Source organism: Solwaraspora sp. WMMD937, from assembly GCF_029581175.1.
GTDB lineage: Bacteria > Actinomycetota > Actinomycetes > Mycobacteriales > Micromonosporaceae > Micromonospora_E.
The window spans coordinates 3,654,635-3,679,904 of record NZ_CP120738.1 but is presented as its reverse complement, the minus strand read 5'-3'; the positions used below and the strand labels follow the sequence as shown (position 1 = coordinate 3,679,904).

Here is a 25,270-nt window from a genome sequence, read left to right as displayed (position 1 = left end):
TCGGACCCGGGCGGACGGCGCCGGGCCTGGGCGGTCAGTCGCCGGGCACCGGGCGGGCCCGGGACGGCTGCACCCGCATCGGTTCTCCGGGCATCTTCGGATGGTCCGGTGGGTACGGCATGTCACCGGCGCCGTCGCGGTCGTCTCGGTCGGCCCACTCCAGCAGCGGGGTGATGTCCCACGGCGTGTCGTCGATCCCGGCGTGCGGGTCGCCGACGGCGGCCAGCCGGGGCGGTACGGTGCGCAGGTCGAAGTCGTCCGGCTCGACCCGGGTCAACTCGTCCCAGGTGACCGGGGTGGAGACGGTGGCGCGGGCGTTCGCCCGCAGCGAGTATGCACAGGCGATGGTCCGGTCCCGGGCCATCTGGTTGTAGTCGATGAAGACCTTCCGCCCCCGCTCCTCCTTCCACCAGGATGTGGTGACCAGGTCGGGCCGGCGGCGCTGCACCTCGCGGGCGATCGCGATCACCGCCCGACGGACCTCGGTGAACAGCCAGCGCGGCTGGATCCGCAGGTAGATGTGCACCCCGCGGCCGCCAGAAGTCTTCGGGTAACCGATGGCGCCGAGCTCGTCGAGGATCGCCCGGACCTCGCCCGCCGCCGCCACCGCGTCGGCGAAGTCGGTGCCCGGCTGCGGGTCCAGGTCGATCCGCAGCTCGTCCGGTCGGTCCACGTCAGCGGCCCGCACCGGCCAGGGATGGAACACCACGGTGCCCATCTGCGCGGCCCAGGCGACGTGGGCCAGGTCCGCCGGGCAGAGTTCGTCGGCGGTACGACCACTGGGAAACTTGATCTCGGCGGTACGCAGCCACGGCGGCACGCCCCGGGCCGGCACGCGCTTCTGGAAGAACATCTCGCCGTCGACGCCGTCCGGGAACCGCTGCAGCGTGGTGGGGCGGTCGCGCAGCGCGCGCAGGATGCCGTCGCCGACGGCCAGGTAGTAGTCGAACACGTCCCGCTTGGTGTAACCCGGCACGGGGAAGCACACCCGGTCCGGGCTGCTCAGCCGCACCTGGTGGCCGGCCACTTCGACGGTGGTCGCGGCCCGGGAACTCCGGCTCTGCCCTGTCACCCCTCGACCTTAGGCCAGCCGGCCGGTGATCGGCGGCCGGCGCTGCCATACCGCCGTACCGTAGTGACCATGACAGACGAGATGACGTCCCTGCCCCGTACCGACGAGCAGTGGCGGGCGCGGCTCAACCCCGAGGAGTTCCGGGTGCTGCGTCAGTCCGGCACCGAGGCGCCCTGGTCCGGCGAGTACGTCGAGACCACGACGGTCGGCACGTACCACTGCCGGGCCTGCGACACGCCGCTGTTCACCAGTGACACCAAGTTCGACTCGCACTGTGGCTGGCCGAGCTTCGACGAGGCGCTACCCGGGTCGGTGCGCTACATCGAGGACCGTTCACACGGCATGGTCCGCACCGAGGTGCGCTGCGCCACCTGCGACTCGCACCTCGGGCACCGGTTCGACGGTGAGCGGTACACCCCCCGCAACGCCCGCTACTGCATGAACTCGGTAGCGCTGCGGCTGGAGCCGGCAACTGACGCCACCCGGAGCTGACCGCCCACCCCCGCTTCTCGCGCATTTCCCAGCAGTTCGGTCCCAGCATTTCAGCGATTCGCCGGTTCCGGGCCTCCCCGATGCCGCACCCTGCGAATGAGGCTGACGTTGGGAGAAGCACGATGGCGACCTGTGAGGTCTGCGGCAACGACTACTGGCTGGCGTTCGACATCCGGACGGTCAGCGGGGACACCTACACCTTCGACTCGTTCGAGTGCGCGATCCAACTGCTCGCGCCGATCTGCGAGCACTGCCAGTGCAAGATCGTCGGGCACGGGGTCGAGGTGTCCGGACGGTTCTTCTGCTGCGCACACTGTGCCCGGGCAGTCGACCAGGAGCAGGGTGCCGAGGTCCGCGACGCGGTCGGCAGCCGGCCGGGCTGAGCCGCGTATCATCCGTCGGCGTGCCTCCCCAGACTGGCCTGACGCAGCACGTCGCACACACCGCCGAACTGCCGCCGTTGGTGCTGTACCAGCTGCTCAAACTACGGGTCGACGTGTTCGTGGTGGAGCAGCGATGCGCGTACCCGGAGCTGGACGGCCGCGACGTCGAGCCGGACGCCCGCCAACTGTGGCTGTCCCGGGGTGACACGGTGGTGGCCTGCCTACGGCTGCTTGACGAACCGGGCGGCGGCGCGGAGTCCACGGCCAGGATCGGCCGGGTGGCCGTCGCCGCGACCGAACGCGGCCGGGGTCACGCCGGCCGGCTCGTCGAGGCGGCGCTGCGACTCGCCGCGGGACGGCCCTGCGTGCTCGACGCCCAGGCCCACCTGACCGGGCTGTACGCACGGTACGGGTTCGTCGTCGTCGGACCGGAGTACCTCGAGGACGGCATCTGGCACGCGCCGATGCGCCGTCCGGCAGATCCGGTAGGTGCATCCGGCGGAACCTGACCGACCGGGCGGTCCGCGCGAGAGACCGGCGACCGGATGGACGTGTCCATCGCGGCCGCCGGCCCGGTCCGCCGTACCCGTCACCGGGTCGGCGGCGCTTCGCAGGTCAGCGCTGTCGCTCACCCGAGTTCCGCCAGGCGCTGCCGGCCTTGGCCAGTCCTCGGCTGACCACGTAACCGATGGTCAGCAGCGCGACGTACAACCATGCGGTGCTGGCCGGGAAGGGGTCCCCGCCACCAGCGGTACCCTGTACGCCGTCGATGTCCGGGTTGATCACCTGGGAGGCCAGCAGGACGCCGGCGACCGCGATCAGGTAGACGTAGAACTCGGTGCTGCGGAACGCCGACTTCGTCTCGGTGCCCGGGGTGATCGCCGGGCGCATCCCGGCGTTCATGTCCATCTGGTGTGCCTGGCCGTCGGCCATCGGCTGTCCGGCCATCGGCCGGTTCACGGCGGTGGTGTTGCGGGTCGGAGCTTGCGTACTCATCACACCCTCCTCCGGATCAGATGAGTGGTCCTTCTCCGGTCCGGTCGATCCGGTCGGGCTGACCGGTCAACCTCGGGGGGCAGTGGGTGGGTACCCGGGCCGGCACCTGCGGAAACGTCAGGGCAGATTTGCGACCAGGTCGGCGACGGTGCGATTCCGTCCGGTGAAGAACGGCACCTCCGCACGGACGTGCCGCCGCGCCGACGAGGCCCGCAGGTCGCGCATCAAATCGACGATCCGGTGCAGTTCGTCGGCTTCGAAGGCGAGCATCCACTCGTAGTCGCCGAGTGCGAAGGATGCGACGGTGTTCGCCCGGACGTCCGGATACGGCCGGGCCATCTGCCCGTGCTCGGCCAACATCGCCCGCCGCTCCGTCTCCGGCAGCAGGTACCACTCGTACGAGCGGACGAACGGGTACACGCAGATGTACGCCCGGGCCGGCTCACCAGCCAGGAACGCCGGCACATGGCTCTTGTTGAACTCGGCCGGGCGGTGCAGCGCCAGCTGGGACCAGACCGGGGCGAGGTGACGGCCCAACGCCGTACGGCGCAACCGCCCGTACGCGTCCTGCAGCTCGTCGCTGTCCGCCGCGTGCCACCAGATCATGATGTCGGCGTCAGCCCGCAGTCCGGCGACGTCGTAGGTGCCCCGGACCGTGACGTCCTTGGTGGCCAGCTCGCCGATCAGCGACTCGACCTCACCGATCATGTCGTCACGCAGCGCCGGCAGCCGCTCGGCGACCCGGAAAACCGACCACATGGTGTACCGGATCGTCGAGTTCAGCTCACGCAACCGTGCCGCGTTGGTCTGCTCGTCGCCGCTCATCGGCGTACCCCTTCCAGTTTTGTCAGGATCTCATCGGCGGCGTTCTCGCCGGAGCGCACGCACACCGGGATGCCGATACCGTCGTAGGCCGCGCCGGCCAACGCCAGCCGCCGCCCGGCGGCCCGCAGCGACCGACGGGCCGCCGCCACCCGGCTCAGGTGCCCCGGCGGGTACTGCGGCAGCGCGCCACCCCACCGCTGCACGTGCGACTGCACGGCGGCCGGTTGTCGGACACCGGTGAGCCGGGTCAGCTCCGCACGCACGGCGTCGATCAGTTCGTCGTCGGAGCGTTGCAGTAGCCGCTCGTCGCCGTGACGGCCGACCGAGGCACGGACCACGGCCAGCCCGTCCGACCGTCGCAGCTGGGCCCACTTGGTGCTGAACAGGGTGACAGCCTTGGTCATGGTCCGCTCGGTCGCCGGCACCAGGAAGCCGGAGATCTCCGGTAGCTGCGGCTGCGGCACCGCCAGGGTGACCAGGGCGATGCTGGCGTACTCGAGCGCGCCGACCCGGACCGCCGCAGCGGCGTCCACCGCGGCGAGCAGCCGGGCTGCCGGTCTGGCCGGCACCGCCAGCACCACCGCGTCGACGTCCACCCGCTCGGCGCCGCGGGTCGGACCGACCGTCAACCGCCAGCCGGCTGCCGAGGCGGCCAACTCCCGCACCACCGCCGAGGTCCGCAACCGGACCTCGGCTGCCCCGTCGGCGGCCGACAACGCGGCCCGGACCGCCGCCACCAGCCGGCTCAGCCCGCCGTCGACGGTGGCGAACACCGGCACGCCGGCGGCCGGCGGCCGCGCGGCCAGCGCCGCCCGGACCGCCGCGACCAGGGTGTGTTCCGTGCGGGCCGCCGTCGCCAGCCCTGGGATGGTGGTGGCCAACGACAAGGTGTCGGCCCGACCCGCGTACACCCCGCCGAGCATCGGGTCGACCAGTTGCTCGACGACCTCGTCACCCAGCCGCCGACGAACCAGCTCACCGACGGCGACGTCCTCGTCCGGCTGCAGCAACGGCCGGCCCTGGTCGGCGTCGCGCTCCGGTTCGGCGCGGGCCACCCGGGCCACCGCCGCGAGGTCGCCGGGCACGCCGATCAGCGTCCCGGCGGGTAGCGGGACGAACTGTCCGTCCCGGGCCAGCGCCGCCTGGCCGACCGCCGGGTGCCGCAAAAGGTCGCCGAGGCCGACTCGACGGGCCAGCGCAACCGCCGCGGAGTCGCCGCCGGCCGGATCCCGCATCAGGAACGCCTCGGCGCCGCGTTCCACCGGCAGCCCGGCGAATTCCCTGGTACGCAGCTTGCCGCCCAGTTCGTCGGACTGCTCGTAGACCGTGATCCGGGTCCCTGCGGGTGCCCGGTCGCGCAGCCGCAACGCCGCGGCCAGCCCGGCGATCCCGCCACCCACCACGGCGATCCGCCACGGTTGCTGCATACCGTCACCTTGCCACCCGGGCGGTCGGGCCGGCCGGCCGGGCCTACCCGGTTGTGACGCGGGTCAGCGCTGCGACGTCTCGTGCACCAGGTCGACGACCCTGGTCAGCACGTCGGGGTCGGTCTCCGGCAGCACCCCGTGACCGAGGTTGAACACGTGTCCGGGGGCGGCGAGCCCGTCGGCCAGTACCCGCCGGACCTCGGTGCGCACCACCGGCCACGGCGCGAGCAGCAGACACGGGTCTAGGTTGCCCTGCACGGCACGGTCCGGACCGATCCGCGCGGTCGCGGCATCCAGCGGAGTACGCCAGTCCACCCCGACGACGTCCGCGCCGGCCTCGCCCATCGCTTCGAGCAGTTCGGCGGTCCCCACTCCGAAATGGATCCGGGGTACTCCGGCGTCGGCCAGGCCGTGCAGCACCGCCGCGGAGTGCGGCAGGACGTGCCGACGGTAGTCGGCCTCGGAGAGCGTCCCGGCCCAGGAGTCGAACAGCTGGACCGCAGCGACGCCCGCCGCGACCTGCACCCGGAGAAACTCCAGGGTGATCTCGGCGAGCCGGGCGCAGAGCGCGTGCCAGGTCTGCGGATCGCCGTACATCAGGGCCTTGGTCCGCCCGTGGGTACGTGACGGTCCGCCTTCGACCAGGTAGCTGGCCAGCGTGAACGGCGCACCCGCGAACCCGATCAGCGGAGTCGCACCGAGCGCGGCGACGAGCAGCCGAACCGCCTCGTCGACGAAGCCGACGTCGTCCGGGGTGATCCGACGAAGCCGACCGACGTCGGCAGCGCTGCGGACCGGTTCGGCGATGACCGGCCCGGTGCCGGCGACGATGTCCAACTCGACGCCGGCCGCCGCCACCGGGACGACGATGTCGCTGAACAGGATCGCGGCGTCCACGCCGTGCCGCCGTACTGGCTGCATGGTGATCTCGGCGACCAGGTCCGGTCGCCGGCAGGACTCCAGCATGCCGATGCCGCTGCGCAGCTGGCGGTACTCGGGCAGCGAACGACCGGCCTGGCGCATGAACCACACCGGCGTGTGCGGCACCGGTTCCCGCCGGCAGGCCCGGACGAAGGCGGAGGTGGCCAGCGGTCCCACCGGGGCCGTGGCCCGCGCGGGTGTGTCGGGTGTCGCGTCATGGGCGGCGTTGCCCGGCGTCGTAGTGGTCATCGGCGCCCATGGTGTCACGGCTGCCCGGCTGGTCGGCAGCCGCCGCTCCGATCCGGTCCGGCTGCCCCGGTCGGTACCGGGCCGCCCCGGTCCGGTCCTTGGCCGGCGAAGCGCCGTCGCCGCGGTCACCGCCACTGGGCCCCGGCGCGCCGATCCCCATCCGGTGGGAGTGCGGCCTAGGCTTCTGGCCATGGCCCCCCTTACCGCGTTGCCCGAGGCGTTCCACCGCGCCGTCGCCGGACTGCGCGCGGTGACCCCCCGGGAGGAGATCCAGATCGAGGAGGTCGGCGCCCCCCAGCGGCTGGCCCCCTACGCGTTCGCGTTGAGCGCCACGGTGCTGCGTGGCTCGGACGAGGTGGCCACCGGGCGGTTGGTCCTGCTGCACGACCCGGACGGACACGACGCCTGGCAGGGCACCCTGCGCCTGGTGACCTACGTCACCGCCGACCTGGAGGTTGACCTGGTCGCGGATCCGCTGCTGCCGACCGTCGGCTGGACCTGGTTGACCGATGCGTTGGAGGTGCACGGGGCCGCCTACGGCGCGCTGGGCGGCACGGTGACCCAGACCTGCTCCACCCGGTTCGGCGAGCTGGCCGGCCCGCCCGCGGGTGGCGACATCGAGATCCGCGCCTCGTGGACGCCGTCGACCACCGGGCTCGACGCCCATCTGAGGGCCTGGTGTGACCTACTGTCGTCGACCGCCGGTCTGCCGCCGCCGGGGGTGACGGTGCTGCCGGGCCGGCGGCGGTCGACCGGCACGGCCTGACCCGGTCAGCAGATCTCGAACACGTCGCAGGCGGTACGGATCGGCACAGCCAGCCCGATCCCCTCGGCGTCGCGGGCCTTCGCGGTGGCGATGCCCACCACCTGCTTGCCGCTGTTGATCACCGGCCCGCCCGAGTTGCCGGGATTGATCGGAGCGTCGAACTGGATGACCGGGCCGGTGCTGTCGTCGGCGTCCCGCAACGCGCTGACCACCCCGGTGGTCACCGAGTCGACGAGCCCGAGCGGGGCCCCGACGACCACGACCTGCTGACCGGACTTGACCTCGTCGGGAGCTGGCGGCAGGCCGGGGAAGAATCGGTCGGCCCGCAGCTGCGCCACGTCGCTGTCCTCGTCCACCGCGACGACCGCGGCCTCGATCCGTTCACCGTCGCGCTCCAGGAAGACGCGCCGGTTGCCGGCCAGATAACTGGGCTCGACGACGTGGTAGTTGGTCAGCAGATTGGTGCCGCCGTCGGCTGACTCGCCCACCGCGAAGGCCGTGCCGGTGAACCGCCCGGCACTGACCCGGAAGACGCTGGGCAGCACCGCCGCGGCGATCTCCTCAGGGTCGAAGGCCGCGCCGACCTGCCGTTCCAGCTCGGCGGCGCGCGCCTCGACCAACTCGAAGCGGTCGGCGTCGGCTCCCTGCGCCCGGGCCAGCCGCTGGTCGACCTCGGCGAGTCGGGTGGTCAACTGACGGATCTGGTGCGTCTGGTAACCCGCCAGGCCGGCCAGGAGCAGGACCAGCAGCAGCGCGGTCACCCCTGGCCATCCCCGCCGGACCGGGGTGACCCGGCGGAGCTGGTCGGCCGGCGGCGCCAACGAGCCTGGGCGGTCCGAGGTCGCGCCGGCCGGCGACCAAGACGTGGACGCCTCGGGAGCAGCGGGCGGCTCGCCGGCGGCATGAGCCTTCTCGGCGGCGTAGGCATCCTCGACAGTGTGCGCCGCCGGCAGCGTATGCGCCTCTGGCGCGGCATGTCGCGGGCCCGCGATGTCGGGTACAGCGACGGAGCGTGGATCGTCGTACCCATTGGTGGAGCAGGGATCGTCGTACCCACTGGTCATATCGTGGCAGCCTCTCCTTCAACGCGGCAGCCGGCCCACCTGCCGCTGAGCGGCGATACGACCGTACCGGGCAGTACGGTGTTTGTCGTCACCTCTCGCCCGGTGATCACACGATCGCCACCCGTTGGACACATCACCGGGGTGTCGCCGGTCAACTCGGCCCGGCTCGGAGCCGACGCGCCGGTGACACCTCGTGCGGCCGGCGGCAGGCCGGGCACTAGGGTTGCCAGGTGACCGACGAATCCCCCCTGCGCCGTCGGACCGCGCAACGCCCAGCAGGGAGCGAGCCGCACCACCCGCTGGCGCAGCCGTCGGCGTCCGATGTCGTGGGGTCCGGCTCCTCGCCCGGCGGGCCCGTTGCGCTGACCGCTCCCCGCGACGGCACCCCTGCACCGGTGGCCGACGACGACGCTCTCGCCGAGGCCGTTGCCCGGTTCGCTGCCGGCTCCGGTCCGGTCGCCATCGACGCCGAACGCGCCTCCGGATATCGCTACACCCAACGTGCCTATCTGGTGCAGCTACGCCGGGCGGGTGCAGGTACGGCGCTGATCGACCCGCTGCCGCTGCCTGACCTGGGCGCGCTCGACGCCGCGATCGCCGATGCCGAATGGGTGCTGCACGCCGCCAGCCAGGATCTGCCCTGCCTGGCCGATGTCGGGCTGCGCCCACGCCGGTTGTTCGACACCGAGTTGGCCGCCCGGCTGGCCGGCTACGAGCGGGTGGGGCTGGCCGCGCTGACCGAGGCGCTGCTCGGCTTCTCGCTGGAGAAGCATCACTCCGCCGCCGACTGGTCGACCCGCCCGCTACCGGAGTCGTGGCTGACCTACGCGGCGCTCGACGTCGAACTGCTGGTCGAGCTACGGGACGTGCTTGCCCTGGAGTTGGAACGCCAGGGCAAGCAGCAGTGGGCGGCCGAGGAGTTCGCCGCTCTGGTCGCCTGGGGCAGCCAGCCGACCCGGGTGCGGCCGGAGCCGTGGCGGCGGACCTCCGGCATCCACCGGGTACGCGGAGCGCGGGCCCAGGCCCGGGTACGCGCGTTGTGGCAGGCCCGGGACGACGTCGCCGCCCGCCGCGATTCGGCACCGGGCCGGGTGCTGCCGGATTCGGCGATCATCGCGGCGGCCGAACTCGACCCCCGGGACGAGCGGGCCCTGCTGGCGTTGCCTGGTTTCAACGGCCGCTCGGTCCGGCGGCTGGCGCGGATCTGGCTGGACGCGCTGGACGTCGCCCGCGCCCTGCCCAACGACGCCCTGCCGACCACGCCTGCGGTCGACGGCCCTCCCCCGCCGCACCGCTGGGCGGAACGGGATCCGGCGGCCGCGGCACGGCTGGCCCGTTGCCGGGAGGTGGTGATCCGGATGGCCGCGGCGAACCTGCTACCGCCGGAGAACCTGATCGCGCCGGACTCGGTCCGCCGGCTCGCCTGGACTCCGCCGGAGGAGATCAGCGACGAGTCGGTGGCGGCGACGTTGCAGGGGCTCGGTGCCCGCAACTGGCAGGTGTCGCTGATCGTGACGGAGCTGAGCGCCGCGCTGCGCGACCCGCCGCAGTAGGCCGCCGCGGCGGGTCGCCAGGAACGTCACGATGAAGGTCACCGTCGACGCGGCCGGACGCCGCGCTCAGTCGTCGAGCACCTGGTCCCGCCGCGCCGACCAGGCCAGCGAATGCCGGATGCCGTCGGCGATGGACAGCTCGGGCTTCCAGTCGAGCAGCCGACGCGCCCGCACGCTGCGGGTGTACGAGCCGGCGGCGTCGCCGGGGCGGGGCCCGGTCTCCCGGACCCGCAGCGGCTGGTCGACCACTGAGCGGAAGGCCTCGACGAACTCACGCACCGTGGTGCCGTCGCCGGTGCCGAGGTTGAGCACCTCGTAGCGGCGGTCGGCGCCGACCGGCAGAATCTCGTCGAAGTGGCGCAGCGCCTGCACGTGCGCCCGGGCCAAGTCCCAGACGTGGATGTAGTCGCGGATTCCCGAGCCGTCGCGGGTGGGCCAGTCGACCCCGGTGATGGTGAACTCGGCCCCGGTCTGCGCGGCGGTGATCAGCTTGCCGAGGACGTGGGTGGGCTGGCGGATCTGCAGGCCGGTGCGCAGCTGCGGGTCGGCGCCGATCGGGTTGAAGTAGCGCAGCGACAGCGCCCGCAGCGGCATGGCGGCGGCGCAGTCGGCGAGCAGCATCTCCATCACCGCCTTGGTCCGCGCGTACGGACTGGTCGGCTCGAGCGGCGAGGACTCGTCGACGGAGAAGTCCTCACCCGGCCGGTAGATCGACGCCGAGGAGCTGAACAGGTACCGCTCGGCTCCGTTGCGGGCCACATGGTCGATGAAGTCGATCGACTTCGCGACGTTCTCCCGGTAGTAGCGCAGCGGTTCGGCGACCGATTCGGGCACCACGATCAGCGCCGCGGCGTGCACCACCGCGCTGATGTCCGGGTGTTCGGCGAAGATCCGGTCGATCAGGGCACCGTCGGCGATGTCGCCCTGGTAGAAGATCCGGTCGCGGGTGAACTCGATTCGCCCGGTGACCAGATTGTCCAGCACCACCGGCTCGATGCCGTCGTCGAGGCATGCGGAGGCGATCGTACTGCCGATGAAGCCCGCGCCTCCGGCGATCAGAACCTTCACCGTGTCTCCTCTGTTGGATTGTCGTCCGTCTGGGGTTGGTCGTCGGTCGCCCGTCCGGCGGGTCGCGAATGTCCGGTGCGGGCGGTGGCGCACGATTGACATCACGGTACCGGAGCCGGGTCGAGCGCTCCGCCGGAGGCGACCCCCGACCGGTGGCCCGGGTGTGGCCCGGGCCACACCCGGGCCACCGGTCGACGATTGTTACCGACAAGTAGCATGAAGGTCTGCCCCCGCGTACCCAGGCCGGCAAGGAGGCCCCATCGTGCCGCGTGAAGTCCGGGACGTCGTCTTCGTCGACGGCGTCCGTACCCCGTTCGGCAAGGCCGGCGGGATGTACGCCCACACCCGCGCCGACGACCTCGTCATCCGCTGCATCCGCGAACTGCTGCGGCGCAACCCGCAACTACCCCCCGACCGGGTCGAGGAGGTAGCCATCGCGGCAACCACCCAGACCGGCGACCAGGGGCTGACCATCGGTCGCACCGCCGCACTGCTGGCCGGGCTGCCCAAGACGGTGCCCGGCTTCGCCATCGACCGGATGTGCGCCGGCGCGATGACCGCGGTCACCTCGGTGGCCGGCGGCATCGCGATGGGCGCCTACGACGTGGCGATCGCCGGCGGCGTCGAACACATGGGCCGGCATCCGATGGGCGAAGGCGTCGACCCCAACCCGCGCATCCTCGCCGAGAAGCTGGTCGACCCGTCCGCGCTGATCATGGGCGCGACCGCAGAGAACCTGCACGACCGGCTGCCCGGCGTCACCAAGGCGCGCGCCGACGCCTTTGCCCTCGCCTCCCAGGTCAAGACCGCCAAGGCGTACGCCAACGGCAAGCTGCAGCCGGACCTGGTCCCGGTGGCGGTCCGCGACCCGGAGGCCGGCTGGGGGCTGGCAGTCGTCGACGAGGCACCCCGGGAGACGTCGCTGGAGAAGCTGGCCACCCTCAAGACCCCGTTCCGGCCGCACGGCCGGGTCACCGCCGGCAACGCCGCCGGGCTCAACGACGGTGCGACCGCCAGCGTGATCGCCGCCGAGGACGTGGCCCGCGAGCTGGGGCTACCGGTGGCGATGCGGCTGGTCTCGTACGGCTTCGTCGGCGTCGAACCGGAGGTGATGGGTGTCGGCCCGATCCCGGCGACCGAAAAGGCTCTGCGGCTTGCCGGGCTGGGCATCGACGACATCGGCCTGTTCGAGCTGAACGAGGCCTTCGCCGTCCAGGTGCTGGCCTTCCTCGACCACTTCGGCGTCGACGCCGACGACCCGCGGGTCAACCCGTGGGGTGGCGCCATCGCCATCGGGCACCCGCTGGCCTCCTCCGGCGTACGACTGATGACCCAGCTGGCCCGGCAGTTCGCCGAACATCCCGAGGTGCGCTACGGGCTGACCGCGATGTGTATCGGCATCGGCATGGGCGGCTCGGTCATCTGGGAGAACCCGGCCTGGACCGGCCCGGCACAGCAGGGAGACGAGAACTGATGCTGCACAACCCCGACGAGGTGGTCACCCGGGCGCTGGTCCGGCAGGTGAACGTACCCGGACTGGACCGGCCCGCCGCGCTGATCACCCTGGACAACGGCCTGGACCACCGCAAACCGAACACCCTCGGGCCGGCCGGGCTGGCCGGCCTGGACGCGGCGATCACCGAGGCGCTGGCCGGCGAGCCGGCCTTCGTGGCGGTCACCGGCAAGCCGTACGTCTTCTGCGTCGGCGCCGACCTCACCGCGATGCCGCAGCTCGTCGACCGTGAGCAGGCGCTGGAAATCGGCCGGACGGGCCACCGGATCTTCGCCCGGCTACGCGACAGCGCGGTGCCGACCTTCGCGTTCGTAAACGGTGCCGCGATGGGTGGCGGGCTGGAACTCGCCCTGCACTGCCACTACCGGACACTGTCCGGCGGAGCCGGTCCGCTGGCCCTGCCGGAGGTGTCCCTCGGTCTGGTGCCGGGCTGGGGAGGCACCCAGTTGCTGCCGAACCTGATCGGCATCCCGGCCGCCGCGCAGGTGATCATCCAAAACCCGTTGACCCAGAACAAGATGCTCAAGCCAAAACAGGCCGCGGAGATGGGCATCACCGACATCCTGCTCGAACCGGCCGATTTCCTGGAGCGGTCCCTGCAGTGGGCGGCTGGCGTGGTCACCGGCGAGGTCACCGTCGACCGCCCGGAGGTCGACCGGGACATGTGGGACGGGGTGCTCTACTTCGCCCGCCAGCTGCTCGACCAGCGGCTGCACGGCGCGGTACCGGCCGCCTACCGGGCCCTCGACCTGCTCGCGCTGGCCAAGGACACCCCGTTCACCGACGGCACGGCCGCCGAGGACGAGGCCCTCGCCGACCTGATCCTGTCCGAGGAGCTGCGCAGCGGGCTGTACGCGTTCGACCTGGTCCAGCGACGCGCCAAGCGGCCCGCCGGCGCCCCCTCGGCGGACCTGGCCCGGCCGGTCACCAAAGTCGGCGTCGTCGGGGCCGGGCTGATGGCTTCCCAGCTGGCGCTGCTGTTCGCCCGCCGACTGCAGGTGCCGGTGGTGCTCACCGATCTGGACCAGGCCCGGGTGGACGCCGGTCTGAGCTACGTGCACTCCGAGATCGAGAAGCAGGTCGGCAAGGGCCGGATGGACACCGGTACGGCGGCGAAGCTGCTGGCGCAGGTGACCGGGTCGGTCGACAAGAGCGCCTTCGCCGACGCCGATTTCGTCATCGAGGCCGTCTTCGAGGACCTCAAGGTCAAGAAGCAGGTGTGGGCCGAGATCGAGGCGATCGTCGGCCCCGAGACGATCCTGGCCACCAACACCTCGTCGCTGTCCGTCTCCGACATGGCCGCCGACCTGGCTCACCCCGAACGGGTGGTCGGCTTCCACTTCTTCAACCCGGTCGCCGTCCTGCCCCTGCTGGAGATCGTCCGCGGGGAGCGGACCGACGACGCGACCCTGGCCACCGCGTTCGCCGTCGGCAAGCAGCTGCGCAAGTCCTGCGTGCTGGTGTCGGACGCCCCGGCGTTCGTGGTCAATCGGCTGCTCACCCGGTTCCTCGGCGAGATCTTCGCGGCAGTGGACGCCGGCACCCCGCCGGAGGTCGCCGACGCCGCGCTGGACCCGCTCGGCCTGCCGATGCGGCCGCTGGCCCTGCTGCAACTGGTCGGCCCGCCGGTGGCCCACCATGTCGGCGGTACGTTGCACGCCGCGTACCCGGACCGGTTCGCGGTCAGCGACAATCTGCGGCGGATCGCCGAGTCCGGGCTGCCACTGATGGTGGACGACGAGTTCAACCCCGAGATCGGCAAGCTGCTGGAAGTCGGGTCGCACCCGTTGACCGCCGAGCAGGTCCGGCAACGGGCCCTCGACGCGTTGGCGCAGGAGGCCCGGCTGATGCTCGACGAGGGCGTGGTCGCCGAACCACAGGACATCGACCTGTGCATGATCCTCGGCGCGGGGTGGCCGTTCCACCTCGGCGGGATCACTCCGTACCTGGACCGGACCGGCACCGCGCAGCGGGTAACCGGCCGGCGGTTCCTACCCGCCGGGGTGGCCAGCAGTCCGGCCGATTGACCGGACGAAACGGAACGGGATGTCGAGGCCGCTACCTCAGCCTCGACATCCCGTTTTGCCGTCTGAGCTGGCCTACCTGCAGGACAAATTCCAGACCTACCTGTAGGACAAGTTTGTCTGACCCTCGATCACCCGGCCGGCGATGTACAGATCACCATTCGAGTCGAGAACCGCAATGATCTTTTTTTGGCTCCCGTAATGGGTCGTGAAGTAGATCTTGTCCGCTTCCTGCGAGGTCGAGTAGTTCGTGTTGACCGAAAGCTCGATACTGACCGGCGAACTGATCAGGACGTCCTTCTTGGGCGAGCTCTCGTAGACCTGGTTCTGCCGGAGCCGGATGCGTCCGTGAGTGTCACCCTCGTCCCAGTCCGTTGCGAGTCCAAGATCGACGTCGGGCATCGGATCTCCTTTCGTTTGCCCGGAATCCCTCCGGTAGGTCGACTCCCCTGGACGACCGAATCGGAGTCGATGCACCTCAACCATCGACACGGCCTATTTCTCCCACCCGATCCGGCGCCAATTCAATGGTAGGACAGCCCCAACCACCTTGGCTAGCCACAAAATCTGTCAGCAAAGCTGACCAAATCTTCACCTCGATGCAATTTCCACGACGCCCGACCCCACCAACCGACCATTTCGCCCCAAATGACTGACCGGCACCGCAACACCTGTTAATTCGAGAAGATGATTCACATAGCCGGTTCCGACAAAACATATTCATCGAACCCAAAGTCAAACCGATGGAGTGAAGTGAAACATTGCTGACACCGGTCCTCGGCAAGCGGGCCGCAGGGTCAGGGCGCGGTGGCAGGTCAGTTCCGACGTACCGGCGAGGCAGCCACGGGCAGTGGCGTGTCAGCAGCCGGCAACATCAAGGTGACTTCAAGGCCGCCCCCGGGCTGGGCCACCGCGGACACCGTGCCGCCGTGCGCGTCGGCCACTGCCCGCACAATCGACAGACCCAGGCCGGACCCGCGCGCTCCGGTCCGTTCCCGGCCGCCCCGGCGGAACGGCTCGAACAGGCCCGGCACGTCGGCCTGGTCCACCTCGAAGCCGGTGTTGCCGACCAGCAGGTAGACGACGTGCGAGCCGTGGCTACCGGTACGCACCCACAGCCGGCCGTGCAGGTGGTTGTAGCGCACCGCGTTCTCGATCAGGTTGCCGGCCAACCGGTCCAGCAGGCTCGGGTCACCCACCACCACTGCCGGATCCAGGGCGGTACGCACGTCCAACTTCAACCGGCGGGTCTCAGCCTGGACGGCCGACAACGCCGCGCAGACCCCCTCGGCCAAGTCCCGAGGCACTTTACGGACCAGCCGCCGGCCGGACTGCGCCTCGCTGCTGGCCAGCACCAGCAACGCGTCGAACAGCCCGTTGGCCCGCTCCGATGCGTCCCGGACCACCGTCGCCATCCGCTTGTACTCGGCAAGGTCAGCGGTGTCGTCGGCCATCGTCACATCGATCTCGGTGCGCATCACCGCCAGTGGGGTACGCAGCTCGTGGGAGGCGTTGGCGACGAACCGCTTCTGGGCCTCGAACGACGCGCTGAGCCGGTCCAGCATGTCGTCGAAGGTCGCGGCAAGCTCGGCCACCTCGTCACCGGTGCCGGAGTAGCCGATCCGTTGGTCCAGAGTCTGTTCGCCGAGCCGCCGGGCGGTCGACGTCACTTGCTGCAGTGGACGCAGCGCCCGACCGACGACGGCGTACGCACCTACTACCCCGACCACGCTGATCGCCAGCAGCGCGACCAACGCCTTGACCAGCAGCTCACGGGACGCCTGCTCGACGACCCCGTCCTGCCAGGCGGCCGCGTCCAGCTCGCGACCGTCGGCGAGCACCACGGTGGTCCCGGGGACGAGCTGGTCCGCCGGGCGCAGCGCGTCGGTGACCAGCAGCCAGGCGAGCAGCACGAAGACGGCCAACGAACCGACCAGCAGGACGGCGTTGAACAGGGTGAGCCGTAGCCGCAGGGTCGGCCGGGGGGTGCGCAGCGTCGGCCAGCGTCGACCCGGCGAACCCGCCGTTGACGCCGCCGGGGCGGCGGATCCGGGCAGCCGGTTCACTGGTACGCCTCGTCGGGCAGCTCCGGTCCGGCGACCCGGTACCCGGCACCGACCACGGTCTCGATCAGCGGAGGTTCCCCGAGCTTGCGGCGCAGCGTCATAACCGTCACCCGTACGGTGGTGGTGAACGGATCAGTGTTGGCGTCCCAGACCCGCTCCAGCAGCTCCTCGCTGGAGACCACCGCGCCGCGCGCCTTGACCAGCTCCTCCAACACGCCGAACTCCTTGCGGGTGAGGTCGACCGGCTGGCCGTCCCGGGTGGCCACCCGGCGGGCGGGGTCGACGGTCAGGTCTGCGATGGTCAGCACCGGCGGGGCCGCCGGGGTGGCCCGCCGGCCGAGGGCCTGCACCCGAGCGACGAGCTCGGTGAACGCGAACGGCTTCGGCAGGTAGTCGTCGGCGCCCAACTGCAGACCTTCGACTCGGTCGGCGACGGTGCCGCTGGCGGTCAGCATCAGCACCCGGGTGAGAGCGCCGGAGCTGACCAGGTCCGCGCAGATCTGGTCACCGTGCACGCCGGGCAGGTCGCGGTCGAGCACCACCACGTCGTATCGGGTCACGAAGGCCATCTCGTGACCGGCGGAGCCGTCGTACGCCACATCAACCGCCATGCCCTGCCGACGCAGCCCACGGACGATCGCGTCGGCGAGGTTCCGCTCGTCCTCGACCACCAGTACCCGCACCGCGACCTCCTGTACCCGTCCGGTCCCACCCTGCGCAGGCCGACGTTAAGCCTGTGTGAAGCAGCTGGGATGAATCACAAACTAGTCGAATCGTGCCCGTCAACAGTGGGCACCCGTGGCGGACGCATGGACAGCACCGGTGCCGGCGGTGCGGTACTCTGCCGTACCGGCAGGGTCGTCGCCAGCTCCAACCCAATTTGCCCGGTCTTCTCGCGAGAGCCAACTCGGTGGCGGTGGTGGCCATCTCGACCAGCGGTTGGTGGATGGTGGTCAGCGGAGGATCCACCAGCTCAGCCAATGGTAGATCGTCGAAACCCACCACGCTGCGGTCCGATGGGATGCGCAGGCCGGGCAGACCGCCGGCCCAGTTCGTCGCTGCGACGAACGGTACGTCGTCGGGCAGCGCGGTGGTGGGGTCGAGCACCACGAACGGAACTCCCGGGCCCGTAGCTGGCTGCGCTGTCCCTCGTCCAGTTGGGCCAGCCTGACCAGGCAGTCCCGGCGGCGAGCGAGAGTGCCGTCGATCCAGTATCGGATCGCGTTGCGCTCCGGGCCGAACCCGGTCAGGACGACACCGACGCGCTGTTGCCGGGCCGCCCGTTCGACGCCGCGCGGATGATCTGCAGCCCTGACTCGTCCTCGATCTGATCGGAGACGAGTTCCATCGTGTTGCTCCGGGTGACCGGCGATGGCCGGCGGTATCCGTACTGGCTGTTCAATGCCTCGACCCGGTTCCGGGGGTCCGCCGCGACGCTGGACCGACCATTGATGACCTTGCAGACGGTCAGGATCGACACCCCCGCCGCCTCGGCGATCGTCACCGGTCGCGCTGGGTAGCCGAGCAGTTGGCCCAGTTCGGTGACCGGTTCGCCCGACTCGACGTCTGCCAATCTGGCCCCTCCTGCCAACCCGGGCGGTCACCGCCCGAGCCATCGAGGCCGTCGGACACCACGCTCGGATCAGGAACCTCACCACCATGTTGTGGGACGCGGGTTCCTTCCTGCACCGTCCCGAGCCGCAGGACGCTCACCCTCAACCGCAACGGGCTCTCGTCCGGCTGGTTGGACTCGGTCGCCAAGTGGCAGATCAGCATCATCTCGCAATTCCCATTGAGTTCCACAGTGACCAACTCACCACGATGGAGGCCGAGTATGCCGACGCAGTCTCGCCGGGCCGGCCAACGGCCCAGCACCCACGGCTGACCGGTCGCTACGGGCACACTGTCCGCAACATTTCCGGTAACTCAAGCCGTTTCCGAGGTCCGACGGGGTCGCACGGCGAAGGCCGCCGGCAACGTGCCCACGAGAAGGCAGAGCCGCGCGGCACCTCGGCTGCCTCCGCCGGCACCCTCAACAACCACTTGTATCCACTGTGGTCGATAAAAAAGGTCCAGCTCAGGAGGAAGCACACCCAGGCCACCGATCCGATCCAGGAGGCCCCGGGAGGGCACCATGGGCCGACAGGCCGGGCAACGCGGTCAACACCCACGAGCCGTCATGGCCGAAATCTACCGCTTGCCAACTCCGGAAGTTTCTGAAAATCTAGATACATCGATCAGCATGTTAACGCTAACATCGAGCCGGCTTTGGAGGACATGTTCGAAACAGCAGATTTGACCGAGTCACCCGCATGGTGCTTCAGCACCGAGGCACCCGAACACCCACCACCGGCTCCCCCAACTTGCCCAGGTGCCCGACGCCGGCGGCAGTCGGCACTCTCCGCGCCACCTGTGTGGTTGGCCGCCCGCTTAGCGTCACCAACCGTCCCCCGCCGGCCACGGACACGCATCGCCGCTGGCCAGCCCTCACCTGAAGAGTGACACATCGTCCTACTTCGCTGTCGGAGGATCCGCATGATCTCCCAGACCCGTCCTGCCCGGCGTCGGTTCCGAACGCTTTGGGCATCCACCATCGCCACGCTTGTCATGGTCCTGACCGTGTCGTTGATGCCGAATCTCGCCAGCGCGGCCGAAAGCACTTTGGGGGCGGCCGCTGCCCAGTCCGGCCGCTACTTCGGCACCGCCGTCGCCGCCAACAAGCTCAGCGACTCGACCTACGTGAACATCCTCAACCGGGAGTTCAACAGCGTCACCGCCGAGAACGAGATGAAGCTCGACGCCACCGAGCCGCAACAGAACCAGTTCAACTTCACCAACGGCGACCGCATCGTCAACCACGCCATCTCCCGCGGCATGACCGTCCGCGGCCACACCCTCGCCTGGCACTCCCAGCAACCCGGCTGGATGCAACAGATGGAAGGCAACCCCCTCCGCCAGGCCATGCTCAACCACGTCACCCGCGTCGCCTCCTACTACCGAGGCAAGATCCACACCTGGGACGTCGTCAACGAAGCCTTCGAAGACGGCAACTCCGGCGCCCGCCGCAACTCCAACCTCCAACGCACCGGCAACGACTGGATCGAAGCCGCCTTCCGCGCCGCCCGCGCCGCCGACCCCGACGCCAAACTCTGCTACAACGACTACAACATCGACAACTGGTCCTGGGCCAAGACCCAGGCCGCCTACAACCTCGTCCGCGACTTCAAACAACGCGGCGTACCCATCGACTGCGTCGGCCTGCAGTCACACTTCAACTCCCAGTCCCCCTACCCCTCGAACTACCGCACCACCCTGTCCAGCTTCGCCGCCCTCGGCGTCGACGTACAGATCACCGAACTCGACATCGAAGGCTCCGGCAGCAGCCAGGCCAACGCCTTCCGCGGCGTCGTCAACGACTGCCTCGCCATCACCCGCTGCACCGGCATCACCGTCTGGGGCATCCGCGACAGCGACTCCTGGCGCAGCTACGGCACCCCACTACTGTTCGACAACAACGGCAACAAAAAGCAGGCGTACGACGCGACCCTCGCCGCGCTCAACGCCGGCGGCACCCCGGCGCCCACCACCGCACCGCCGACCACCGCACCGCCGACCACGCCACCACCGAACGGACCGATCGACCCGAGTGCGTACTACGAGGTGGTGAACCGCAACAGCGGCAAGGCGCTGGACGTCTGTGGGGTGTCTACCGCTGACAACGCCTGTATCCAGCAGTACGCCAGGTCGGGTGGGAACAACCAGCAGTGGCAGTTCGTCGACTCCGGCGGCGGCTACTACCGGCTACGTGCCCGGCATTCGGGCAAGGTGCTCGACGTCTACAACTGGTCCACCGCCAACGGCGGGGCCATCGTGCAGTGGAGCGACCTCAACGGCACCAACCAGCAGTGGCGGGTGGCCGACTCCGATGGCGGCTACATCCGGCTGATCAGCCGGCACAGCAACAAGGCCCTCGAAGTCCAGGGCGCGTCGACCGCCGACGGTGGCGCCGTCGTGCAGTACGACGACTGGGGCGGCGCCAACCAGCAGTGGCAGTTGATCCGGGTCGGCGGCAATCCGAACCCCAACCCGACCACCGCGCCGCCGACGACCGCGCCGCCGACCACCGCACCACCGACCTGCAACCTGCCGTCGACGTACCGCTGGACCTCCACCGGCGCACTCGCCCAACCCCGCTCCGGCTGGGTGTCGTTGAAGGACTTCACCCACGCCCCCTACAACGGCCAACACCTCGTCTACGCCACCAACCACGACCACGGCACCAGCTGGGGCTCAATGAACTTCGGCCTGTTCAACAACTGGAACCAGATGGGCTCCGCCAGCCAGAACGCCATGCCCTTCGCCGCCGTCGCACCCAGCCTGTTCTACTTCGCCCCCCGCAACATCTGGATCCTCGCCTACCAATGGGGCGGCCCCGCCTTCTCCTACCGCACCTCCACCAACCCCACCAACGTCAACAGCTGGTCCGCCCACCAAACCCTCTTCACCGGCAACATCAGCAACTCCGGCACCGGACCCATCGACCAGGCACTCATCGGCGACGACCAGAACATGTACCTCTTCTTCGCCGGCGACAACGGCCGCATCTACCGCGCCAGCATGCCCATCGGCAACTTCCCCGGCAACTTCGGCTCCAACTACACCACCATCATGACCGACACCACCAACAACCTCTTCGAAGGCGTCCAGGTCTACAAACTCCAAGGCCAACAGCGCTACCTCATGATCGTCGAAGCCATCGGCTCCCAGGGCCGCTACTTCCGCTCCTTCACCACCACCAACCTCAGCGGCACCTGGACCCCGAACGCCACCAGCGAGAACAACCCCTTCGCCGGCAAAGCCAACAGCGGCGCCACCTGGACCAACGACATCAGCCACGGCGAACTCATCCGCACCAACGCCGACCAGACCATGACCATCGACCCCTGCAACCTCCAAATGCTCTACCAAGGACGCGACCCCAACTCCGGCGGCGACTACGGCCTCCTGCCCTACCGCCCCGGCGTCCTCACCCTGCAACGCTGACCCACCCCCACAGCACGACGGCGGGCCCGGCACCACGCCGGGCCCGCCCGTCATGCCGCACGGTGAGGCGTGATCGGATGCGGCCCAGCCGACTCAGTGTCGGCGTGTCGAGTCGATGAGGCGAAGTGGATCAACCCCGAACGACAGCCGTTCGCTGGGATCCCCAGGCGCGGCTGTCCAGCGAACCCGCATGACCGTCATACCGGCCGGGTGAGGGTCATGCGGGTTCCCACGCCGTCAGGCTTCGTCAGACTGAGCTTGCGGGAACCGGCGCGCGAGCGACTGACTCGACGCTCAGCTGCGCCGGCCGGCACCACGTCGGGTGGTGGACCGTTCGCCGGAAACGTCACCGACAAATCCCGTGCCTGCCGGCGGGTCGTTGTCCGGGTCGTCCAGCCCGGAGATCCAGCCGGTCACGTCGCGCGCCACGTCCTGCGCGGTCAGCCGCAGATCGGCGAGGATCTGCGTCCGGCTGCCGTGCGGATGCCAGTCGGCCGGTACGCCGAGATCACGCAGCGGCACCGGCACGTCGGCATCGCGCAGCGCCTTGGCAACGGCGTCCCCGACACCGCCGGTACGTACCCCGTCCTCGACGGTGACCACCAGCCGGTGCGCGGCGGCGAGCTCGACCAGCTCGGCGGCGACCGGACGGACCCAGCGCGGGTCGACCACGGTCACCCCGTAGCCCTGCTCGGCGACCCGGGCCGCCACGTCGACGCCGAGGTGTCCGAACGCGCCGACGGCGACCAGCAGCACGTCGCGCCGGTCGGACTCGGCCAGCACGTCGACCCCGCCAACCCGACGTAGCGCCGGCAGGTCGGCGGCGACCGAACCGGTCGGGAAGCGCACCAGGGTCGGGCCGTCGTCGACCGCCACCGCCTCGCGTAGCTCCTCACGCAGGGTCGCCGCGTCCCGAGGAGCGGCGATCCGCAGCCCTGGCACCACCCCGAAGACCGACATGTCCCAGATGCCGTAGTGGCTGGGCCCGTCCGGACCGGTCACTCCGGCCCGGTCCAGCACGAAGGTCACCGGCAGCTTGTGCATCGCCACGTCCAGCAGGACCTGGTCGAAGGCCCGGTTGAGGAACGTCGCGTAGACCGCGACGACCGGGTGCAGCCCGCCCATCGCCAGCCCGGCGGCCGAGGTGGTGGCGTGCTGCTCGGCGATACCGACGTCGTACACCCGGTGCGGGTACTTGCGGGCCAGCGACGCGATGCCGGTCGGTTCGGCCATCGCCGCGGTGATCCCGACGACGTCGGGCCGCTCGTCGGCGACCGCCACCAACTCGTCGGCGAAGACGTGGGTCCACTTCACCGCCGGCGCGGCCAGCAGCTTGCCGGTCTCCACGTCGAAAGCGCTGCTCGGACCATGCAGGCAGTCGGCCTCGTCCTCCTCGGCCGGCCGGTAGCCGTACCCCTTGCGGGTCACCACGTGCACGATGACCGGCCCGCCGAAACCCTTGGCCCGCTGCAACGCCGACTCGACGGCGGCCAGCTCGTGCCCGTCGATCGGGCCGACGTACTTGATACCGAGATCCTCGAACATGGTCTGCGGCGCGACCGCGTCCTTGATGCCCTTCTTGACCGCGTGCAGCACCTCGTACATCGGCCGGCCGACCATCGGGGTGGCGCCGAGGGTGTCCTTGACCAGGTCGAGGACCTTCTCGTAGCCGGGGTTCAGCCGCAGCGCCGCCAGATGGTCGGCCAGACCGCCGATGGTCGGCGCGTACGAGCGGCCGTTGTCGTTGACCACGATGACCAGCGGATTGCGGGCACCGGCGATGTTGTTCAGCGCCTCCCAGCACATGCCGCCGGTCAGCGCCCCGTCACCGACGACGGCGACCACGCTGCGCGCCTCGCCGCGCAACGCGTACGCCTTGGCCAGACCATCCGCATAGGACAATGCGGTGGAGGCGTGCGAGTTCTCGATCAGGTCGTGCTCGCTCTCGGCCTGGCTCGGATAGCCGGACAGGCCACCGCGCTGGCGGAGCTGGTCGAAGGCGGCCTGCCGGCCGGTCAGGATCTTGTGCACGTACGCCTGGTGACCGGTGTCGAACAGGAACCGGTCCCGGGGTGAGTCGAAGACCCGGTGCATGGCGATGGTCAGCTCCACCACACCGAGGTTGGGTCCCAGGTGCCCGCCGGTGCGGGACACCTTGGCGACCAGGAAGTCACGGATCTCGGCGGACAGCACCGCCAACTCGTCGGCGGAGAGCCGCTTGACGTCCTGAGGTGTGCGGACGGTGGCCAGCAAGCGGCCGTCGGATCCTGCCTCTACCTGGCTCAATTTCGCTCCCAACTGCCCGGCGCACGCCGATGTGCGGCGCTGGGCGGCTACCCGGCGGCGGCGTACGCTCCGGCCCGCGTACGGCGTCCGCCCATGACCGCAGAGTCTATCGGGATCGCGCCGCTGCGCAGCGCCGCCGACCAGTCGACGTGCGGCCCGCCGACGGGCCGATGCGTGGCCTGCCGGCGGAGCCGTCCGACCGGGGTCATCGACCGGCGGCCGGAGTGAGCAGGGCGACACACTCGACGTGCCGGGTCATCGGGAAGCAGTCGTAGCCGTGCAACGCCGTCAGCGACCAGCCGAGGTCGCGGAAGGTGCGCACGTCCCGGGCGAGCGCGGCCGGGTCGCAGGCAACGTAGGCGATGGCCCGCCGGGTGGCCGCTGCGATCCCGGCGACCACCCGGGCGCCCGCACCGGCCCGGGGTGGATCGAGCACCACCAGGTCGACCGGTCCGGTGATCCGGCGGCGGGTCAGCGCCGTCTCCACCCGGGCCCCGACCACCTCGATCCGGGGCAGGTCGGCCAGGTTGAGCCGGGCCGCAGCCACCCCGGCGGCCGACGATTCGACCATCGTGACCCGCCCGTGCGGCCCCGTCCGGCCGGCCACCGCGGCGGCGAACAGACCGGCACCGCCGAACAGGTCCCACGCCGACTCACCGGGACGGGGACGCAGCAGGTCCAGCACCGAGGTGACCAGGGTATCGGCGGCCGCCGGGTGCACCTGCCAGAACGCCCCGGCCGGCAACTGCCAGCGGCGGCCGGCGGCGGATTCGGTGATCTGCGTCACCGGACCGGACAGCGTGTGGGACGCCGCACCGGGCAGCTCCGACTGCGCACCGGACCCAGCGCCGGACGTCCCCGCCGACCGGGACGCCTGTGCCGACCCGCCGACCGGGGTGACGACGACCTCGCCGGCGGCCGAGGCGACCACCTCGACCGCGTCGACACCCGGCCACCGACGTCCGCTGGCCGGCACCACGGGTGCCGCCTGCACGGTCGGGTGGGCGATCAGGCAGCGGTCCACCGGTACCACCTCGTGTGACCGGTGCTTGAGCAGGCCGGCCCGGTCCGCGGCGTCGACGGTGTAGCGCACCCGGGTCCGCCAGCCGAGCGGTCCGCCCGGCAGCGGCCGGACCTGCGGCGCCAACCTGTCGACCTCGGCCTCGGTCAGCCCACCGAGCCGTCGCAGCTGCTCCCGGACCACCGCCTCCTTCCAGGCCAGCTGACCGGCCACGGTGACATGCTGCAGGTCGCAGCCCCCGCAGCGGCCGGGGCCGGCGTACCGGCAGGGCGGCTCGACCCGGTCCGGGGCCGGTTCGTGCACGGTCACCGCGTCACCGCGCAGGTAGCCCCGGTGCGTCTCGGTGATCTCGATGGTGACCAGTTCGCCCGGCAGGGCGTGCCGGACGAATACCACCTGGCCGTCGACCCGGGCGACGCAGTGCCCGCCGTGTGCCACAGCGCCCACCCGTACCGTCGTCCGATCGCCTTCCGCCAGGTCGGCCCGTGCTGAGCTCACGGC

The 25,270-nt window shown here is 70.6% G+C and carries 22 protein-coding genes and 1 pseudogene; 8 read left to right on the top strand and 15 right to left on the bottom strand.

The genetic code is table 11. The annotated features are described in order from the left end of the window. Positions 1–34: 34 nt before the first annotated feature. The gene (ligD, locus tag O7621_RS16160) at positions 35–1,072 is read right to left on the bottom strand and encodes a non-homologous end-joining DNA ligase (RefSeq protein WP_282230032.1); all 1,038 of its coding nucleotides are present in this window, start codon (positions 1,070–1,072) and stop codon (positions 35–37) included. Between the two features lie 69 nt (positions 1,073–1,141). Between ligD and msrB the strand changes: the two genes are divergently transcribed. The 3 genes from msrB to O7621_RS16145 all read left to right on the top strand — a co-directional run bounded on the left by msrB (position 1,142) and on the right by O7621_RS16145 (position 2,456). Beyond that, on the top strand, positions 1,142–1,564 hold the full coding sequence (gene msrB / locus O7621_RS16155) for a peptide-methionine (R)-S-oxide reductase MsrB (RefSeq protein WP_278168183.1): 423 nt from the start codon (positions 1,142–1,144) through the stop codon (positions 1,562–1,564). Between the two features lie 122 nt (positions 1,565–1,686). Next, positions 1,687–1,947 (top strand): Prokaryotic metallothionein, encoded by a 261-nt coding sequence (locus O7621_RS16150; RefSeq protein WP_278168181.1) that lies wholly within the window; start codon positions 1,687–1,689, stop codon positions 1,945–1,947. Positions 1,948–1,985: 38 nt separating this feature from the next. Next, the gene (locus tag O7621_RS16145; protein ID WP_282234617.1) at positions 1,986–2,456 is read left to right on the top strand and encodes a GNAT family N-acetyltransferase; all 471 of its coding nucleotides are present in this window, start codon (positions 1,986–1,988) and stop codon (positions 2,454–2,456) included. A 106-nt stretch (positions 2,457–2,562) separates the two neighbouring features. Here the strand turns inward: O7621_RS16145 and O7621_RS16140 are convergent, their stop codons facing one another. From O7621_RS16140 to O7621_RS16120, 5 genes are all read right to left on the bottom strand, one after another. Next, positions 2,563–2,943 carry a hypothetical protein gene (locus O7621_RS16140; protein ID WP_233605716.1) on the bottom strand — a complete coding sequence of 127 codons (381 nt, stop codon included), beginning with the start codon at positions 2,941–2,943 and terminating at the stop codon, positions 2,563–2,565. Positions 2,944–3,060: 117 nt separating this feature from the next. After that, positions 3,061–3,768 carry a hydrogen peroxide-dependent heme synthase gene (gene hemQ / locus O7621_RS16135; protein WP_282230031.1) on the bottom strand — a complete coding sequence of 236 codons (708 nt, stop codon included), beginning with the start codon at positions 3,766–3,768 and terminating at the stop codon, positions 3,061–3,063. Continuing rightward, entirely contained in the window at positions 3,765–5,195 is a 1,431-nt protein-coding gene (hemG, locus tag O7621_RS16130) for a protoporphyrinogen oxidase (RefSeq protein ID WP_282230030.1), read from the bottom strand. Before hemG ends, hemQ begins: the two co-directional genes overlap by 4 nt. Before the next feature lie 63 nt (positions 5,196–5,258). Continuing rightward, positions 5,259–6,365 (bottom strand): uroporphyrinogen decarboxylase, encoded by a 1,107-nt coding sequence (gene hemE / locus O7621_RS16125; protein ID WP_282230029.1) that lies wholly within the window; start codon positions 6,363–6,365, stop codon positions 5,259–5,261. After that, on the bottom strand, positions 6,331–6,525 hold the full coding sequence (locus O7621_RS16120; RefSeq protein ID WP_282230028.1) for a hypothetical protein: 195 nt from the start codon (positions 6,523–6,525) through the stop codon (positions 6,331–6,333). Before O7621_RS16120 ends, hemE begins: the two co-directional genes overlap by 35 nt. 30 nt (positions 6,526–6,555) lie before the next feature. Here O7621_RS16120 and O7621_RS16115 point away from each other — a divergent pair, with 30 nt between their 5' ends. Next, positions 6,556–7,131, top strand: a complete 576-nt coding sequence (locus tag O7621_RS16115) for a DUF3000 domain-containing protein (protein WP_282230027.1) — start codon at positions 6,556–6,558, stop codon at positions 7,129–7,131. A 5-nt stretch (positions 7,132–7,136) separates the two neighbouring features. Here the strand turns inward: O7621_RS16115 and O7621_RS16110 are convergent, their stop codons facing one another. Continuing rightward, complete coding sequence (locus O7621_RS16110; protein ID WP_282230026.1) at positions 7,137–8,195, bottom strand: S1C family serine protease; 1,059 nt, start codon at positions 8,193–8,195, stop codon at positions 7,137–7,139. A 230-nt stretch (positions 8,196–8,425) separates the two neighbouring features. On the opposite strand from O7621_RS16110, the gene O7621_RS16105 reads away from it, so the two are divergent. Further along, positions 8,426–9,748 carry an HRDC domain-containing protein gene (locus O7621_RS16105; protein ID WP_282230025.1) on the top strand — a complete coding sequence of 441 codons (1,323 nt, stop codon included), beginning with the start codon at positions 8,426–8,428 and terminating at the stop codon, positions 9,746–9,748. 66 nt (positions 9,749–9,814) lie between these two features. On the opposite strand, the gene galE is transcribed toward O7621_RS16105, so the two are convergent. Further along, positions 9,815–10,816: a UDP-glucose 4-epimerase GalE gene (galE, locus tag O7621_RS16100; RefSeq protein WP_282230024.1), complete on the bottom strand. Its 1,002-nt coding sequence runs from the start codon at positions 10,814–10,816 to the stop codon at positions 9,815–9,817. Between the two features lie 262 nt (positions 10,817–11,078). On the opposite strand from galE, the gene O7621_RS16095 reads away from it, so the two are divergent. Continuing rightward, on the top strand, positions 11,079–12,290 hold the full coding sequence (locus O7621_RS16095) for a thiolase family protein (protein WP_282230023.1): 1,212 nt from the start codon (positions 11,079–11,081) through the stop codon (positions 12,288–12,290). Continuing rightward, the gene (locus O7621_RS16090; RefSeq protein WP_282234616.1) at positions 12,287–14,356 is read left to right on the top strand and encodes a 3-hydroxyacyl-CoA dehydrogenase NAD-binding domain-containing protein; all 2,070 of its coding nucleotides are present in this window, start codon (positions 12,287–12,289) and stop codon (positions 14,354–14,356) included. The genes O7621_RS16095 and O7621_RS16090 overlap by 4 nt, the downstream gene beginning before the upstream one ends. 96 nt (positions 14,357–14,452) lie before the next feature. On the opposite strand, the gene O7621_RS16085 is transcribed toward O7621_RS16090, so the two are convergent. From O7621_RS16085 to O7621_RS16065, 5 genes and pseudogenes are all read right to left on the bottom strand, one after another. Then, entirely contained in the window at positions 14,453–14,755 is a 303-nt protein-coding gene (locus tag O7621_RS16085; RefSeq protein WP_282230022.1) for a DUF6342 family protein, read from the bottom strand. 413 nt (positions 14,756–15,168) lie between these two features. Next, the gene (locus tag O7621_RS16080) at positions 15,169–16,347 is read right to left on the bottom strand and encodes a HAMP domain-containing sensor histidine kinase (protein WP_282234615.1); all 1,179 of its coding nucleotides are present in this window, start codon (positions 16,345–16,347) and stop codon (positions 15,169–15,171) included. A gap of 68 nt (positions 16,348–16,415) precedes the next feature. Beyond that, positions 16,416–17,102, bottom strand: a complete 687-nt coding sequence (locus O7621_RS16075; protein WP_282230021.1) for a response regulator transcription factor — start codon at positions 17,100–17,102, stop codon at positions 16,416–16,418. Next, positions 17,020–17,451: pseudogene (locus O7621_RS16070) on the bottom strand (substrate-binding domain-containing protein); the annotation flags it as partial. The gene O7621_RS16075 and the pseudogene O7621_RS16070, both read right to left, overlap by 83 nt. A 214-nt stretch (positions 17,452–17,665) precedes the next feature. Next, entirely contained in the window at positions 17,666–17,992 is a 327-nt protein-coding gene (locus O7621_RS16065; RefSeq protein WP_282230020.1) for a LacI family DNA-binding transcriptional regulator, read from the bottom strand. A 1,055-nt stretch (positions 17,993–19,047) separates the two neighbouring features. On the opposite strand from O7621_RS16065, the gene O7621_RS16060 reads away from it, so the two are divergent. Beyond that, on the top strand, positions 19,048–21,462 hold the full coding sequence (locus O7621_RS16060; RefSeq protein WP_282230019.1) for a non-reducing end alpha-L-arabinofuranosidase family hydrolase: 2,415 nt from the start codon (positions 19,048–19,050) through the stop codon (positions 21,460–21,462). A 294-nt stretch (positions 21,463–21,756) separates the two neighbouring features. Here O7621_RS16060 and dxs read toward each other — a convergent pair whose 3' ends face one another. Together dxs and O7621_RS16050 are read right to left on the bottom strand one after the other, a co-directional pair. After that, positions 21,757–23,748, bottom strand: coding sequence for a 1-deoxy-D-xylulose-5-phosphate synthase (gene dxs, locus O7621_RS16055; protein ID WP_282230018.1), 1,992 nt, complete (start codon positions 23,746–23,748; stop codon positions 21,757–21,759). A 205-nt stretch (positions 23,749–23,953) separates the two neighbouring features. Further along, a complete protein-coding gene (locus O7621_RS16050) occupies positions 23,954–25,267 on the bottom strand; it encodes a TRAM domain-containing protein (protein ID WP_282230017.1) in 1,314 nt (437 codons plus the stop codon). Between the last annotated feature and the right edge of the window lie 3 nt (positions 25,268–25,270).

Bases quoted from the DNA above. Each gene is read 5' to 3' on its own strand.
- hemQ (WP_282230031.1), bottom strand. From the start codon at position 3,768: ATGAGCGGCGACGAGCAGACCAACGCGGCACGGTTGCGTGAGCTGAAC.
- O7621_RS16085 (WP_282230022.1), bottom strand. From the start codon at position 14,755: ATGCCCGACGTCGATCTTGGACTCGCAACGGACTGGGACGAGGGTGAC.
- O7621_RS16110 (WP_282230026.1), bottom strand. From the start codon at position 8,195: ATGACCAGTGGGTACGACGATCCCTGCTCCACCAATGGGTACGACGAT.
- O7621_RS16150 (WP_278168181.1), top strand. From the start codon at position 1,687: ATGGCGACCTGTGAGGTCTGCGGCAACGACTACTGGCTGGCGTTCGAC.
- O7621_RS16115 (WP_282230027.1), top strand. From the start codon at position 6,556: ATGGCCCCCCTTACCGCGTTGCCCGAGGCGTTCCACCGCGCCGTCGCC.
- O7621_RS16140 (WP_233605716.1), bottom strand. From the start codon at position 2,943: ATGAGTACGCAAGCTCCGACCCGCAACACCACCGCCGTGAACCGGCCG.
- O7621_RS16120 (WP_282230028.1), bottom strand. From the start codon at position 6,525: ATGGGGATCGGCGCGCCGGGGCCCAGTGGCGGTGACCGCGGCGACGGC.
- hemG (WP_282230030.1), bottom strand. From the start codon at position 5,195: ATGCAGCAACCGTGGCGGATCGCCGTGGTGGGTGGCGGGATCGCCGGG.
- hemE (WP_282230029.1), bottom strand. From the start codon at position 6,365: ATGACCACTACGACGCCGGGCAACGCCGCCCATGACGCGACACCCGAC.
- O7621_RS16060 (WP_282230019.1), top strand. From the start codon at position 19,048: ATGCCGAATCTCGCCAGCGCGGCCGAAAGCACTTTGGGGGCGGCCGCT.
- msrB (WP_278168183.1), top strand. From the start codon at position 1,142: ATGACAGACGAGATGACGTCCCTGCCCCGTACCGACGAGCAGTGGCGG.